At 39.5% G+C, this 14664-nt stretch carries 14 protein-coding genes and 1 rRNA gene; 5 read left to right on the top strand and 10 right to left on the bottom strand.

Annotated features, from left to right (window positions below; all coding sequences use genetic code 11):
* The first annotated feature begins 245 nt into the window (after positions 1-245).
* The 4 genes from HMPREF0013_RS23890 to HMPREF0013_RS23875 all read left to right on the top strand — a co-directional run bounded on the left by HMPREF0013_RS23890 (position 246) and on the right by HMPREF0013_RS23875 (position 2635).
* A complete protein-coding gene (locus HMPREF0013_RS23890; RefSeq protein WP_003656109.1) occupies positions 246-605 on the top strand; it encodes a hypothetical protein in 360 nt (119 codons plus the stop codon).
* Between the two features lie 83 nt (positions 606-688).
* Positions 689-1654 carry a hypothetical protein gene (locus tag HMPREF0013_RS23885; RefSeq protein WP_005804920.1) on the top strand — a complete coding sequence of 322 codons (966 nt, stop codon included), beginning with the start codon at positions 689-691 and terminating at the stop codon, positions 1652-1654.
* Positions 1655-1662: 8 nt separating this feature from the next.
* Positions 1663-2223, top strand: a complete 561-nt coding sequence (locus HMPREF0013_RS23880) for a GTP-binding protein (RefSeq protein WP_005804919.1) — start codon at positions 1663-1665, stop codon at positions 2221-2223.
* Positions 2216-2635, top strand: coding sequence for a roadblock/LC7 domain-containing protein (locus tag HMPREF0013_RS23875; RefSeq protein WP_002117819.1), 420 nt, complete (start codon positions 2216-2218; stop codon positions 2633-2635). The genes HMPREF0013_RS23880 and HMPREF0013_RS23875 overlap by 8 nt, the downstream gene beginning before the upstream one ends.
* Positions 2636-2689: 54 nt before the next feature.
* Here HMPREF0013_RS23875 and HMPREF0013_RS23870 read toward each other — a convergent pair whose 3' ends face one another.
* Genes HMPREF0013_RS23870 through HMPREF0013_RS23845 form a run of 6 tightly spaced genes read right to left on the bottom strand, consistent with a single transcriptional unit; the run spans position 2690 to position 11031 of the window.
* A complete protein-coding gene (locus HMPREF0013_RS23870; RefSeq protein WP_005804918.1) occupies positions 2690-4630 on the bottom strand; it encodes an acetyl/propionyl/methylcrotonyl-CoA carboxylase subunit alpha in 1941 nt (646 codons plus the stop codon).
* 18 nt (positions 4631-4648) lie between these two features.
* Positions 4649-5485, bottom strand: a complete 837-nt coding sequence (locus HMPREF0013_RS23865) for an enoyl-CoA hydratase/isomerase family protein (protein ID WP_005804917.1) — start codon at positions 5483-5485, stop codon at positions 4649-4651.
* Positions 5486-5501: 16 nt separating this feature from the next.
* Positions 5502-6659 carry an acyl-CoA dehydrogenase family protein gene (locus tag HMPREF0013_RS23860; protein ID WP_005804916.1) on the bottom strand — a complete coding sequence of 386 codons (1158 nt, stop codon included), beginning with the start codon at positions 6657-6659 and terminating at the stop codon, positions 5502-5504.
* Between the two features lie 42 nt (positions 6660-6701).
* The gene (locus HMPREF0013_RS23855; protein WP_002117834.1) at positions 6702-8315 is read right to left on the bottom strand and encodes an acyl-CoA carboxylase subunit beta; all 1614 of its coding nucleotides are present in this window, start codon (positions 8313-8315) and stop codon (positions 6702-6704) included.
* Between the two features lie 2 nt (positions 8316-8317).
* Positions 8318-9205 (bottom strand): SDR family oxidoreductase, encoded by an 888-nt coding sequence (locus HMPREF0013_RS23850; protein WP_005804914.1) that lies wholly within the window; start codon positions 9203-9205, stop codon positions 8318-8320.
* A 20-nt stretch (positions 9206-9225) separates the two neighbouring features.
* Positions 9226-11031, bottom strand: a complete 1806-nt coding sequence (locus HMPREF0013_RS23845; protein WP_025464218.1) for an acyclic terpene utilization AtuA family protein — start codon at positions 11029-11031, stop codon at positions 9226-9228.
* A 186-nt stretch (positions 11032-11217) separates the two neighbouring features.
* Between HMPREF0013_RS23845 and HMPREF0013_RS23840 the strand changes: the two genes are divergently transcribed.
* Positions 11218-11817 carry a TetR/AcrR family transcriptional regulator gene (locus tag HMPREF0013_RS23840; protein WP_002117855.1) on the top strand — a complete coding sequence of 200 codons (600 nt, stop codon included), beginning with the start codon at positions 11218-11220 and terminating at the stop codon, positions 11815-11817.
* A 31-nt stretch (positions 11818-11848) separates the two neighbouring features.
* On the opposite strand, the gene HMPREF0013_RS23835 is transcribed toward HMPREF0013_RS23840, so the two are convergent.
* The 4 genes from HMPREF0013_RS23835 to rrf form a co-directional block, all read right to left on the bottom strand.
* A complete protein-coding gene (locus HMPREF0013_RS23835; protein ID WP_002117885.1) occupies positions 11849-13012 on the bottom strand; it encodes an acyl-CoA dehydrogenase family protein in 1164 nt (387 codons plus the stop codon).
* A 141-nt stretch (positions 13013-13153) separates the two neighbouring features.
* On the bottom strand, positions 13154-13717 hold the full coding sequence (locus tag HMPREF0013_RS23830; protein WP_005804912.1) for a DUF4256 domain-containing protein: 564 nt from the start codon (positions 13715-13717) through the stop codon (positions 13154-13156).
* Between the two features lie 167 nt (positions 13718-13884).
* A complete protein-coding gene (locus tag HMPREF0013_RS23825) occupies positions 13885-14280 on the bottom strand; it encodes a DUF2007 domain-containing protein (protein ID WP_002117882.1) in 396 nt (131 codons plus the stop codon).
* 147 nt (positions 14281-14427) lie between these two features.
* Positions 14428-14542: ribosomal RNA gene (rrf, locus tag HMPREF0013_RS23820) — 5S ribosomal RNA — on the bottom strand.
* Positions 14543-14664: the final 122 nt, after the last annotated feature.

The following is a 14664-nucleotide window of genomic DNA, read 5'->3' as shown; positions in this document are numbered from 1 at the left end:
TACAATTGTTTTATTCAGATTTTAAAATATATAATGTAAAACTCAGCACAATATTAAAAGTATAATGTAAAAATAATCTTATAATATTTTTTATAATCTGACATTTTCTGTCACTTATTTCCCAAAACAACAATTTCTCTTTTTCTTTGATTTATTGACTTCAAATTGAGCAGAAATATAATGAATTTCAACTACTTTTAGGAAAAAGTAGTAAATATAATTTTAGAATCCTGAGAGATAAAAACATGGCTAAACTTTCTTTAGATAGCTTAACTGAAATTGATGGTTTTATTGCATCTGCACTTGTTGATTCAGAAAGTGGTTTATCACTTGCAACTCAAGGTGGTGGGGAAATTGATTTAGAATTGGCAGCTGCCGGCAATACAGAAGTAATCCGCGCAAAACGAAACATCGCCAATGCTTTGAAATTAAATGACAATATTGAAGACATTTTAATTACATTAGGTAAGGCTTACCATTTAATTAGACCTCTAGAAAGTAATAATAATTTATTCCTTTACTTAGTCCTTGACCGGAGTAAGTCAAATTTAGCAATGGCTCGCCACGAGTTAAAGTCATTTGAAAAAGAGTTAGACTTTAGCTAATTAATCTGAAATGTGCTTTTTATACCTATTATAAAGAGCACATTAAAACCCCTCTCTTATTCAATAAAATTTAATGTGATACTATGGATAGGCATTGCATAAATATTGCAACCTCTGGTTTAAGCTTAAAAGTTTCGGATGAATTAAAAACTTTAATCAGAAATTTAATATCTAATCAGTATGATATTAATTGGGTTAATATTTCTAATATTCATATCGATCTATTATTAATTAACGAAAACTTTTTTGATTCAGATAATATTCAAAATATTGTTCAAAAGAAAAAATGTCCTTATTTAAAAATTAGTAAAACTCCCTCAAAAAATGGATATCAAGTTGATGAACACACCCTGCATCTGCCACTAGAAAAAGTAGAATCTCTACTTAACTGGATAGAAATAAACTTATTATCGTATTTGAACAAAAAAAATACTGCTGTAGTTTCAGATTTATCAAATGAGCCACTGTTGATTGATGATAAGTTTATAAGGAATTTACACAGTCCGGAAAATGCCAGACTACATATTTTTGATGATAAAGGTACTCTAGCCGTTATTGATAATAGAACTCAAATTGCTTGGTTAGAGCCATCACGCCAACATACGCAAACCAATCAAAGCTTTGATTTTACTTTTGCTAATACTTCAGACTTCACTAAGGTTTCGCGTAAAAAAGATTATTATTTACAGGACTGGTTATGGAATCTGATTTGGAATTCAAACAATTTTGAAAATCTAGCCTCGAAGGATAGCTATTTTAAAATTGATCATTGGCCACAGCCCTATCAAAAAGAATATAGAAAAGTGAGCCTACAACTCTCTGCATGCTTTATACAGGGAGCAAAAATTACTGATGTGGCTAACCAGCTTAACTTATCAATTGATGATGTCTTACGCTTCGTTACAGCTTGCTTAATGGCAAATAATGGAAAATTTGTTTCTGCAAGCAAATGCACTTACACACCAAATTCGTACTTAAAGAATTCAAATACAGAGAATCATTTTTTTAAAAATTTTATAGGGAAAATTAGACGGCGATTTGGTCTTTAAGGGAAGTTATGATTATACAGCAATATAAAATTGTCTTTGCAGGTAGCATGGGGGCAGGAAAAACAGAAGCGATTAAATCACTATCTGAAATTCCAATTCTAGAAACAGAAGCATTCAATACAGATGTTCAAAGCCATCAGAAAACCCAGACCACTGTAGGGATTGATTATGGTGAAATTACTTTAGATGATGGAATCAAAATCGGACTCTATGGAACCCCAGGACAAAGCCGTTTTGATTTTATATGGTCGGTCATTTGTGAAGGTGCAATCGGTGTTATTTTATTATTAGATCATAATAGCTCTAATCCAATTGCCGAGTTAGAAAGCTATTTAGAAACCTTTAAAAATTATAACGACAATATTGCGATTGGTATTACTCATGTTGACGAAAATAAAGAGTCATCACTTCAACAATATCGTCATTGGATAAAAGCAAATGCACTACCATACCCTCTTTTTTTTATTGATGCACGTGAGCAAGAACAAATTTTAATGATGGTTGAATCATTAATTGCATCACTTGAAGTCAAGGTAGGCTCAACATCTCAAGAGAATGATCATGCTTAGTATCCCAACTCAAAAACGAACCGCTCCAACACAGTTACTACAACTTGCAAAAGCCGAAGCTCATAATATTTTGATGAATACGCGTGGTGTAGATTTTGTCATGATTTGCTCTTCTGATGGTTTTGAATTAGCAACAGTGAGCCACAAGAACCACCATAACACTACTAAGTTAGCAGCCGTAAGTAGCTCAATTTTGGCAATGGTCACTGCATTTTTAAAAGAGATTCAACTGACGGGCTGTAACAACATTACTTTAGATGCAGATAATGGCAAGGCCATTTTAACTGCTATTCCTGCTGTTCATCACCCAATGGTCATGGTTACGCTAAGTAATAAAGAAGTCCTTTTAGGTCAACTACTATATAGCCTAAAAAAAGCAAGTCAGACAATTGCAGAGGCCGATGGAGAATAAATCAGGACTCCTCATTTAAAGTAAAATACCGCTCATATAGAGCGGTATTTTTTACTAGATTTGAATAGTAAATAACATCTGCCGTTTTTTTACTTGCTGCCCTTGCTGACCTAAAACATCATCAACTATTCCATCAACATCCGATTTAATCTGCTGTTGGATTTTCATGGCTTCAAGCACTAATAAAGTTTGGCCTTTTATGACTTGATCACCTTTATTGACCAGAATATTCACCACAGTACCATCCATTGGTGCACGAATTTTACCATCTCCGGCAACATCGGCAGCTTCTGGTGCAGCATAAGTTACATTGCGAATTGCGACATTGCCATTATTTTGATCTAAATAAAGCTGATCATCATTTAATACATATTGCACACGGCGACGTACACCATCAATTAAATAAACTAATTGCTCTGGCATTCTCTCAAGCACTTCAATACAAACTGATTGATCACAGAGCTCTACCGTAAACGTGTTATTTACAGATGAAAGCTGTAATTGAATTTGCTGATCATCATATTTAAGTTTTAATGGTAACGACACGCCAAGACCCGTTTGCCATGCCACAGTTCCTTTTCTTTGGCTAAATAATGCCGCAGCAATAGCTAAGGTTTCTAAAGATAGAACCTGCTTATGCAGACTGCTGTCGTTTTGAAAATGCTGTTGAATGAATGCAGTATTAGTATCCCCTGCAACCACGATTGGATGACGCAGTAAATTGACCAAAAACTGCTTATTACTATTTACACCTAGCAACACACAGTCATCAACTGCACGAGCGAGTAAGCGAATCGCATCCTCACGGGTTTTCCCATATGCAATCACCTTCGCCACCATCGGGTCATAAAATGGGCTAACCTCATCAGTTGCCAACATGCCATGATCAATCCGTACATTTGGCAAAGTTGCTGGCTGCCAACGCAGAACTTGTCCTGTTTGGGGTAAGAAATCTTGCCGTGGATCTTCTGCATACAAACGTACTTCAATAGCATGTCCGTTTAAAGTCAATTCATGTTGTTGCAGTGGTAAGTGCTCACCATTGGCAATACGCAACTGCCATTCAACCAAGTCCAATCCTGTAATAAGCTCAGTCACAGGATGTTCTACCTGTAAGCGGGTATTCATTTCCAAAAAGTAAAATGCACCCGATGCATCAAGTAAAAATTCAACCGTTCCCGCACCGACATAAGCACATGCTTTAGCGGTATCAACCGCAGCCTCACCCATTTGCTGACGCAGTACGGGAGTCATGACCGGACATGGAGCTTCTTCAACAACCTTCTGATGACGGCGCTGGATTGAACAATCGCGCTCAAACAAATACACATAATTACCATGCGTATCACCAAAAACCTGAATTTCGACATGGCGTGGAGCAATGACTGCTTTTTCTAAAATCAACTCCCCCGAACCAAAAGCATTTTCAGCTTCTGAACGTGCGGTTTGTAATGCCTCAAACAACTCGGATGCTTGCTGTACCAAACGCATGCCACGACCGCCACCACCCGCAGAAGCTTTGACCATAATTGGAAAGCCAATCTGCTCAGCTTGAGTTGCTAAATATTCAAGGTCTTGTCGGTCACCTTCATACCCCGGCACACAAGGAACGCCCGCCTCAATCATGGCGATTTTTGAAAGGCGTTTACTGCCCATTAACTCAATTGCAGAAGCGGTAGGCCCAATAAATGTAATCTGGTTGTCGATACATGCCTGAGCAAAATCAGTATTTTCTGACAAAAAACCATAGCCAGGGTGAACTGCATCAGCACCTGTCTTTTTGCATACATCTATTATCTTGGTAATTGAAAGATATGACTCAGATACTTTTGAAGCACCAATATAGACAGCTTCATCGGCCTCTTGCACATGGCGAGCATGACAGTCTGCATCGGAATAAACTGCGACAGTTTGATAGCCCATTGCCTTAGCAGTTTGCATGACTCGAACTGCAATTTCACCACGATTGGCAATCAGTACTTTTGAAAATTTCATTATTTTTATTCCTATCGCTTATGATTCATCGGTCCAATTCGGCAACCGTTTCTGGATAAAAGCCATCGTACCTTCTTGTCCTTCGGCACCACCAACCGCTTGAGCAAACTGCTGTGCAGCATCATTAAGCAATTCATTTAAAGGTTCATTAAGCGTTCGATGTAACAGTGCTTTAGTCGCACGCGAAGCTTGAGGAGCTGCTCGTTTAATTTGCTGAATTGTTTCTTGTAAAGCTTGCTCAAGTTCAATTTCATTATGTGCAATTTGATGAATCACACCGACATTCAGTGCCGTATGCCCTTCAAAGCGCATACCTAATAAAGCTAATCGACGAGCTTGAGTTAGACCAATACGTTTCACCACAAAAGGAGCAATTTGCGCAGGAATCAAACCAAGTCCAGTTTCAGGTAAACCAAACTGAGCATTGTCACGGCTAATGGCAACATCGGAAACACATGCCAGACCAAAACCACCACCTAACACTGCGCCTTCTAAAATCACCACAACCGTTTGCGGTGCGGCTTCAACTTGCTCAAGCAAGGCACCAAAACGGCGGTTAAAGTCCACATAAGGTTGTAGACTGCCAACATTAGCTGCCTCAACACGTAAAGTTGCCATGTCTTTAATGTCACCACCCGCACAAAAAGTTCCACCTTCCCCACGGATAATTACCGCGCGAATTGAAAGGTCATCGCGAATGGCAGCAAAAACTTGCTGAATTGCATTGACCATATTCAAGTTCATGGCATTACGGCTCTCTGGTCGATTTAACCAAAGGTATAAAATACCGCCGTCCTGTTCCAATTGAATACTGTCATCTATATCTAAAACTTGTAGAGATGCTGAAAGTGTCATGGTGTATTCCTTATATTTATTTGTGCTTTTTAGGCAGAATATCCATCAACTTACAGATAATCCCTAGCATAATCTCATCTGCCCCACCCCCAATAGACCCTAGGCGGCCATCACGATACAGCTGCGACGCTGGGTTATCCCACATGAAGCCATTGCCGCCCCAGTATTGCACACAACTATCAGCAACTTCACGAGTTAAACGTCCAGCTTTGAGCTTTGCCATAGACGCCAACATCGTGACATCCTCGCCCGCAATATGCTGTTCGCATGCTTGATAAGTTAATGCTTTGAGTGCTTCCACTTCGGTCATAAGTTCAGCAAAGCGGAAATGGATATATTGGTTATTAATGAGAGGCTGATCAAAAGTGGTACGCTCTTTGGTGTAATTAATCGTTTGCTGAATACAATGCTGCAAGCCGCCAATCGCATTAGCACATGCCCATAAGCGCTCTTCCTGAAATTGCATCATTTGCATCATAAAGCCCATACCTTCAACACCCACCAAGTTACGCTGTGGTACACGTACATTGTCTAAATAAACTTGTGCTGTGGTTGTTGAACGCATCCCTAATTTATTTAATGGTTCTGAAAAACTAATCCCTTTAGTTTTTGCTGGCACAATAATCATTGACTTATTAACGTGAGGTTTATCATCAGACGTGTTGGCTAAAAGACAAAAGAAGTCGGCCTGCAATGAGTTGGTAATCCACATTTTGCTGCCGTTAATGACATAGTCATCGCCATCTTTTTTTGCAGTTGTTTTAATAGCAGCAACATCCGAACCAGCATGTACTTCTGATACCGCAATCGATGCGACATATTCCCCAGCAATCGCTGGTGTTAAAAACTCATCACGTAACTCTTTACTTCCAAAACGTGCCAAAGCAGGTGTTGCCATATCAGTTTGTACACCAATAGCTAAAGGCACCCCGCCACAAGCCGCATAGCCAATTTCTTCTGCAACCACGAGGTTATACGAATAATCTAACGCTAAACCGCCATTTTCTTCTGGCTTGCAAATTCCTAATAAACCAAGATCCCCCATCTTCTTAAATACTTCATGGATTGGGAAACGTCCCGCGGCCTCCCATTCTGGAATATGTGGATTCAGCTCATTTTGAACAAATTGACGAGTTGTACGGCGCAGTGCTTCATGTTCATTAGTAAATTTCATTGTGTTATTCCTATTAATTTTTTTAATTGCGGTAAAGGTTGATTAAAAACGGGACACACCAAAACGAGTTGGATTTAGCTCTCGTTGCTGTGCTTCATAAATGGTCTGTAAAAGGAAAATTAATAATTTTCGGGTATCTCGCGGATCGATAATGCCATCATCATGTAACATGGCCGTATTAAAAAGTGCGGTAGATTGCTGTTCCAATTTCATCGCTGTACTTTGCTCAAGAAAATCGAGCATTTGCGGATTCGGCTCCTGTCCGGAAGCTTTTTGTTTTCCTTCGGCAACAATACGCAGTACTTTTCCAGCTTGTGCAGCACCCATTACAGCAACATGCGAATTTGGCCAAGCAAAAATAAAGTCTGGTGATAAACTCCGACCACACATTGCGTAGTTACCAGCGCCATATGACCCTGCCACAACGATTGAAATTTTAGGTACGGTACAATTGGCAACCGCTTGAATCAGTTTTGAGCCATGTTTAATAATGCCATTTTGCTCGGCATCGGTTCCCACCATAAAACCAGTGGTGTTATGTAAGAATAATAACGGGCGGTTAGTCTGTTCACATAAGTGAATAAACTGAGCTGCCTTCGCCGCCCCTTGAGGTGTAATCGGACCATTATTGGTAATAATACCGATGTGTAATCCGCCAATCTTCGCCCAGCCACACACCGTTAAATCATCATATTCCTGTTTAAATTCTAGAAAATCTGAATCGTCAATAATGCGGGCAACCACTTCTTTCATATCAAATGGTTGTTTAGGATCACTTGGAATCACACCCAATAATTCCTCGGTATCGTAACGAGGTTCTTTATAAGTTACATCAACTGGTTTGATTTGCTCTTTCCAGTTCAGATGTTCAAAAATTTCACGTGCAAGTCGAATACCATCAGCATCATTTTCAGCCAAATATTCTGCTGTTCCAGCGACCTGCGCATGCATTTCTGCCCCGCCCAACTCTTCAGCTGTTGCTACTTCACCAGTGGCAGCCAAGAGTAAAGGGGGACCTGCAAGAAGCATCTCGGTTTGCTTACGTACAGCAATTACATAATCTGAAAGACCGGGCTGATAAGCACCGCCTGCCGTTGCATTACCATGCACCACTGCAAGCTGTGGAATACCTGCCGCAGAAAGACGTGCCTGATTGGCAAATGTCATACCACCATAAGTAAATACTTCAGCAGCATAATTAAGGTTTGCACCACCACTTTCGGTCAGCGTAATCAGTGGGAGTTTTTGTTCTAAGGCAATTTTTTGCAAACGCAAAGTTTTCTGTACGCCCATAGGAGACATGGTCCCACCTTTAATCGCGCTATTACTTGCAGAAACCAGACAGCGCACACCACTCACAAAACCAATGCCGGCAATTACACCACCACCAGCTTCGGAGCCATCCTTGTCATCATGCATGTTGTAGCCGACCAAACCACACAGCTCAACAAAAGGTGAATCAGCATCGAGTAACAACCGCACACGCTCATGCGGCAGAATCTTGCCCTTTTTATCGAATTTCGGTTTAGCAGCATATGATTTATCAATGCTTTTTTGCTGAATTGCACGGACTTCTCTCAGTTGAGTAAGCAATGCCTCTTTATTCTTTTGATACTGTTCACTACCAACAGCAATTTCGGATTGGAGAATAGTCACTGTTATTCCTCCTCAGCCTCAGTCTTTTTCTGAAAAATTTCAGGAATAAACGCGCGATGGAAGCCATTATAAGACTGACTATTTGTCGCATCAGCTAGTGGATACATTCGTGTCCCTTGCGATGCGGCACCATCAATACGCAAAGTTACACCTGACACAAAAGCCGCAGCATCAGACAGTAAATAACAAATCGCCGATGACACTTCTGACTCAGTTCCCATACGTTTTAACGGTACATTACCAGCAAGACTTGGAATAATTACTTTGGCAAAATCACCGCTATAATTATCCATACCAGATGAAACGATCCAACCCGGTGCAACTGCATTTACACGAACACCAGATTTCCCCCACTCAACCGATGCTGTTTTAGTTAAGTTATCAACCCCCGAACGCGCAGCACCAGAATGTCCCATTCCCGGCATCCCACCCCACATATCAGCAGTCATGTTGACAATACTGCCACCATGTTTTGCCATCCATTGGTTATAAGCTTCACGCATTAAATAGAAAGTTGCATGCAAGTTATTACGCACAACTGCGTCAAAACCATTCGCTGAAATATTCTCTAAAGCTGATGGAAACTGACCACCCGCATTGTTCACCAAGCCATCTAGTTTGCCGAATTTCTCAATCACCTCGGCAATCATATTTTTCACTTGTTCTTCTTCACGGTTATCACAAACAATGAAATGAGCCAAGCCACCATCTTCTATAATTTCTTGGCTTACTTTCTCTAATTTTTCAATTTTGCGTCCTGTAATCACGACTTGAGCGCCGAGGGCCGCAAGCTCATGTGCCGTACAACGCCCTATTCCAGAGCCACCACCTGTCACAATAATGACTTTATTTGCGAAAGCATCTGGTCTAAATATTGATTGATAACTCATCTTTGTTTCATCCATTTATTTTATTTTTCTAAAAGATGTGCCGGAACTTTTACAGGCATATCCAATAATTGCTGTGCAAATGCTTTGCCTTGTGGATCGATACGTAAGCTTGCAACACCACCGCCACCCAAGGCATTTTCCAACATAAAATTCAGTGCATTCAAACCCGGTAACTCATAACGGATTACTCGCCCTTTCTCAGCATCCAAGACATGTTGCATATAGCTTGCAACAGCCTCTTCCGTAAGTGCTGCACGGATCCATGGCAAATAGTCTGCTTTACGCGCAATCACACCGATGTTGCTATGATTGCCTTTATCACCACTACGGGCATGCGCAATTTCAATCAAAGGAACTTCAATTTCATCTCCTTGATAAATTGCATTTTCACTTGCCTTTAAAGTAGGCAATTGCTCTGTAGAAATTCTTTGTGGAACCTCAACTAGATAACGTTTGCCTTCAAAATCAATTTCGACATTGACTTGATTTTTATCGATTAAAAATGAAAATAATTTAATCACTGGAGATGCTTTGGGGCGGCCTCCAACAATTCCTGCCAAGGCTGGAGCCATACCTGTTGAAGCCTGTGCAATTTCAGATGCAAAGAACATACATGCTTCTTTAAACATATGTTTTACAGCTATTTTGACCACAACTTCACGACTATCTAATGCCTGAGCATGTCCACCATAGGTACTTTCAATCCCTAAGATTTCAACTGATTTTTCACTAAAAGGTGGCACTGAGCGCATTGCTAAAACCCGCTCACATTTATTCAAAATCGCATCAGCAATGACTTGTGCTTTTTGTGGAGCTTCGCGACCTGCAATTAAAAAACTGACTAAAACCCGATATCCATCTGGGTAAGTCACACTGACTTTATACTGCGCAGTCGGTGCTTGTCCTTTTGCCCCTTTCACACGAACTCGGTGCTCCCCAACTTGTTCTAAATGCACCTGATTAAAATCCGCAATTACATCGGGTAGTAAATATGCTTGGGGATTACCAATTTCATAAACAATTTGTTCAGCAACCGTGGCGGTGGAAACTAGACCACCTGTACCCTGTGGTTTCGTCACAACAAATGAGCCATCTTCACTCACCTCAACGACTGGAAAGCCTATATTGTCGAAACCCTGAACTAAGCGCCAATCGGTAAAGTTACCACCCGTACATTGAGCTCCACATTCAATGACATGACCTGCCAAGGAACCTTGTGCTAATTTGTCATAGTCATCTAAAGACCATTGATATTCATGAAGTAAAGGAGCAAGTACCACAGCAGAGTCAACAACACGACCAGTAATCACAATATCTGCGCCTAAATTCAAAGCATCACGAATAGCCACCGCCCCTAAATAAGCATTACTACTCGCCACTTGTTCTGGCAAAGCTTCCCCGCTAAACATTTCCCGAATATTTTGCTGTTTGAGGTACTCATGTTGCGGTAAAAGATCATCACCTAAAACCACGGCAACTTTCAGGTCTAGACCATATTCTTTAATTATTTTTTGCAAGGCATCTCGACACGCCATTGGATTAACACCACCAGCATTACTAATCACTTTAATCTTTTTTTCTGCAATTTTTTTAAGTAGAGGCGCCATCACCCGACTGACAAAGTCCAAAGCATAACCATGTTTCGGTTCTACCATTTTCGCTTTTGCCATAATCGACATGGTGATTTCTGACAAGTAATCAAAAACCAAATAATTAATATCGGTCAAATGCACCAACTGAAAAGCGGCAGTATTGGTATCTCCCCAAAACCCAGAGGCACACCCTATTTTTACGACACGCTCATCATCCTGTTGATTAGTTGCCATCTTGTTTCTCATTATTTTGTTTAAAAATTACACTCAACATTACCAAGCAAGCGCTTGGTTTGTAAAGAGCAAAATGTTATTGTGAAATTGACTAAAACTGCCAAACTCGACAACTAGCCGAAAACATGGTGAGATTTAGCAAAATTTTTTCCGTAAATATTTTTATATAAAGGATCCAGCTTTCGTATGATTGCTACTTCAATTGAACAGATTCCAAATATTTCTTGCTTTGATGATAGTCCACGTGGTCGTTTATTACAGGGGGCTGCCTATCTATTTCACAAACAAGGTTATGATAAAACCACTGTCCGCGAACTTGCTCAATTTATTGGAATTCAATCAGGTAGCTTATTTCATCACTTTAAGAGTAAAGATGACATCCTCGCTCACGTAATGGAGCAAACTATCATTTACAATCTTGCTCGTTTAGAAGAGGCCGCAGCTCAATCTACCGATCCAGAACACCAATTACGAGCTCTTATTAAAGCAGAACTCATTTCAATTACTGGAGATACTGGTGCAGCCATGGCTGTTTTAGTTTATGAGTGGTTTGCGCTGTCAAAAGAAAAACAAAATTATCTTTTAGAAATGCGTAATGAATATGAACAAATCTGGTTAGATGTCATTGAAAAGTTACGTACTCAGGGCCAAATAAAACATGATGCCTTTATTTGGCGAAGATTAGTTGGTGGTGCGATTTCATGGACTGTCACTTGGTATAAATCTGAAGGTAAAGTCAAAATTGATGAGTTAACTGAAATGGTCTGGGAGATGGCTTTGAAATAAAAAAGGTGGCTCAATGACCACCTTTGCAGAATCAATAACCAAGCTGCTTACTAATCAAATCTTTCATAATTTCTTCAGCACCACCGCCAATCATATTGACCTTTACTTCACGGTAAATACGTTCAGATTTAGTTCCACGCATAAAGCCCATACCTCCCAACGTTTGTACAGCCGCATCAGCACAAAATTGCATAGTGCGAGTCGCAACATTTTTGAGCATTGAAATTTGTGCCACCAACTCAGGTCCTTGTAACTTCGGCTGAGTCATTTTCCATGCAGTTTCTTCAAGCAAGGCTCGTGTTGAGGTCAATTGTGTCGCCATATCTACTAATTTATGACGAACCACCTGATGATCAATTAATCTCTTACCAAAAGTTTTCCTTTGTTGCGCCCAGTCTAAAGCTTCTTCATAACAGACTAATGCATAGCCATACGCCACTACCCCCAAGAAGAACCGCTCCATATTAAAGTTATTCATAATAACTTTAAAACCAGCGTTTTCTTTACCGAGCAGATTTGATGCAGGTACTCGTACTTGATCAAAATGCAAATGTGCCGTATCTGAAGCCCACCATCCCATTTTTTTCAAAGGTGTTTTAGTAATTCCTTCACTGTGAGCATCAACGAGCAACATTGAAATGCCTTCTGCACCTGTTTTAGTTGGGTCTGTACGCACCGCAACTGTATAGTAATCTGCACGAATCCCTGACGTGATAAATGTCTTCTCACCCGAGACAATGTAGTAATTACCATCACGAACAGCTTTAGTTTGTAATGTAGCCACATCAGAACCACCGCCCGGTTCTGTAATCGCCAATGCTGAAATCTTTTCACCAGAAATAATCTCTGGTAAAACTCTTGACTTTAGTTCTTCACTTCCAAAATGCTGAACCGGTGGCGCTCCAATGGTATGGACCATAAGTGAAATATGCACCCCACCTGAACCAGCTTTTGCCATTTCTACACCAGCCAGTAATGAATAAAATGGATCTGCATCAGGAATACCGCCATATTCCTCAGAAAAACCTAAACCTAATAGACCAATTTCAGCAGCCTTCTTATATAGCTCTCTGGGGAATGTCTCAGCCTCATCCCATTCATTAACGAAAGGAGCTATTTCTTTTTGTACAAATCGACGAACATTATCAGCAAAAGCAATATGTTGTTCATTATAGTAAATTGGGTTTGGTTGCATTTCTACAGATGTCCTGATGTTTTTATTTAATTCCAGAACATATCTTGTCATGTTTGCCATCAATCAAAAGTTGCAAGAATCTCCATTTTCTTGGCATAAAACATCAAAGCTTCTTCTGTTTATTGAAATACAATGCAATGCCTATACTTTTAAGCAACAACGAAAACCACGAGCAGCATAATAAGACTGCGCTCCATTATGATAAATAAAGACACGACCATATCGACGATCAGCAAAAAGTGCTCCATCTAGTTTACGAATCTCATTTGGGGTTTTGAGCCAACTTGATGTTTTAAGGTCAAACTCTTCAATTTCTTGTAATTGGTAATATTGCTTTTCTGTTAAAAGTTCAACACCCATTTCCTTAGCTATATCTATTGCGCTATTTTTAGGAGGATGATCTTTTCTAGATTCTAGAGCCTCACGATCATAGCAAAGGCTTCTACGACCTTTAGGTGTCTCAAGAGAGCAATCTACAAATAAATATTCGTCTTTCTGCTGATCATAAGCAATAACATCAGGCTCCCCTCCTGTATTTTCCATTTCCAGCAATGACCAAAGTTTATCAGGAACCTTAATTAGTTTATTTTGCACATCCGACCACTCTATTTCTGTATGACGATGTGTATTTTTTTCAAATCTATTCTTTAATAATTCAAGGAGTAACTCTATTTGCTTTTGAGTTAGCTGTTTTTTATTTACCATTAAATAAGTCCTTATATTTATTAAATTGAACGGCCATCAAAATAATTTATTTTATTTAATATCAATGGCTTCTCCGCCTAGTACACTAATTGCAGAGATAGAACTAAATCCAATACCTCTACATTAGGTTCCATAATTAAGATAATCAATAATCGTTTACTATATATTTAATTCCAAAAGTGTCCACAACGCTTACATCTATTACCATTTCTAAAAGAAAATAAAGGTAGGCCCAAAAACATAAACGCTAAAAAGGCAGATTTTTTTCCTTTATTATTAACTTCTATATCCAAGCTTCCACACTCAGGGCAACATTCTTTACTCTCCCCAAACTTTTGTTCAAGCTCATCACTAAAGTCTTTTTCAAGAAATGACTTCGCTTCATCAACATAGTTTTCTGGAACTAATAAACGAACCCCACCTAAAGCATTAGAATAAAACCAATCCATATTAATTGTATGCTCATTTTCAATATAAACAGGAATTCCAAATGCTTCTAGTTGAGTCTTTGCAATTTGTGCCTCATAAGGAAATGAGAAAGTTTTAATTACGATCCATTGCATATTAAATTTCTAATTAGGTAAATAATTTTAGAGTAGCTTTATTTCTTTATAATTTGAATCAATTTCAGTATCTAAAGAATTGAGGATACAAATTCCGCGCATAAAAAAACACCCCCATTCATTAGAATGGGGGTGTTTAGAATAATGAGCTGGCGATGACTTACTCTCACATGGGTAACCCCACACTACCATCAGCGCTAAGAGGTTTCACTTCTGAGTTCGGGAAGGGATCAGGTGGTTCACTCTTGCTATGGTCGCCAGCACAACTGGTATGGATACTTGCTTCGTTTTATTCACTGTGTGATACGTTGCGTTTTCCAAATCTTTACAGATGGGCTGATTGGTCTGATTTTTCGTTGTTCATTTTAGCTAAGCGTTTAACTA

Source organism: Acinetobacter sp. SH024 (genome assembly GCF_000163635.1).
Taxonomy (GTDB): domain Bacteria; phylum Pseudomonadota; class Gammaproteobacteria; order Pseudomonadales; family Moraxellaceae; genus Acinetobacter; species Acinetobacter pittii.
The sequence above is the reverse complement of the archived record's forward strand: the minus strand, read 5'-3'. Positions and strand labels throughout refer to the sequence as shown.

Excerpts from the sequence above, each read along its gene's own strand:
- HMPREF0013_RS23890 (WP_003656109.1), top strand. The coding sequence starts at position 246 with ATGGCTAAACTTTCTTTAGATAGCTTAACTGAAATTGATGGTTTTATT.
- HMPREF0013_RS23885 (WP_005804920.1), top strand. The coding sequence starts at position 689 with ATGGATAGGCATTGCATAAATATTGCAACCTCTGGTTTAAGCTTAAAA.
- HMPREF0013_RS23880 (WP_005804919.1), top strand. The coding sequence starts at position 1,663 with ATGATTATACAGCAATATAAAATTGTCTTTGCAGGTAGCATGGGGGCA.
- HMPREF0013_RS23875 (WP_002117819.1), top strand. The coding sequence starts at position 2,216 with ATGCTTAGTATCCCAACTCAAAAACGAACCGCTCCAACACAGTTACTA.
- HMPREF0013_RS23870 (WP_005804918.1), bottom strand. The coding sequence starts at position 4,630 with ATGAAATTTTCAAAAGTACTGATTGCCAATCGTGGTGAAATTGCAGTT.
- HMPREF0013_RS23865 (WP_005804917.1), bottom strand. The coding sequence starts at position 5,485 with ATGACACTTTCAGCATCTCTACAAGTTTTAGATATAGATGACAGTATT.
- HMPREF0013_RS23860 (WP_005804916.1), bottom strand. The coding sequence starts at position 6,659 with ATGAAATTTACTAATGAACATGAAGCACTGCGCCGTACAACTCGTCAA.
- HMPREF0013_RS23850 (WP_005804914.1), bottom strand. The coding sequence starts at position 9,205 with ATGAGTTATCAATCAATATTTAGACCAGATGCTTTCGCAAATAAAGTC.
- HMPREF0013_RS23845 (WP_025464218.1), bottom strand. The coding sequence starts at position 11,031 with ATGGCAACTAATCAACAGGATGATGAGCGTGTCGTAAAAATAGGGTGT.
- HMPREF0013_RS23840 (WP_002117855.1), top strand. The coding sequence starts at position 11,218 with ATGATTGCTACTTCAATTGAACAGATTCCAAATATTTCTTGCTTTGAT.
- HMPREF0013_RS23835 (WP_002117885.1), bottom strand. The coding sequence starts at position 13,012 with ATGCAACCAAACCCAATTTACTATAATGAACAACATATTGCTTTTGCT.
- HMPREF0013_RS23830 (WP_005804912.1), bottom strand. The coding sequence starts at position 13,717 with ATGGTAAATAAAAAACAGCTAACTCAAAAGCAAATAGAGTTACTCCTT.
- HMPREF0013_RS23825 (WP_002117882.1), bottom strand. The coding sequence starts at position 14,280 with ATGCAATGGATCGTAATTAAAACTTTCTCATTTCCTTATGAGGCACAA.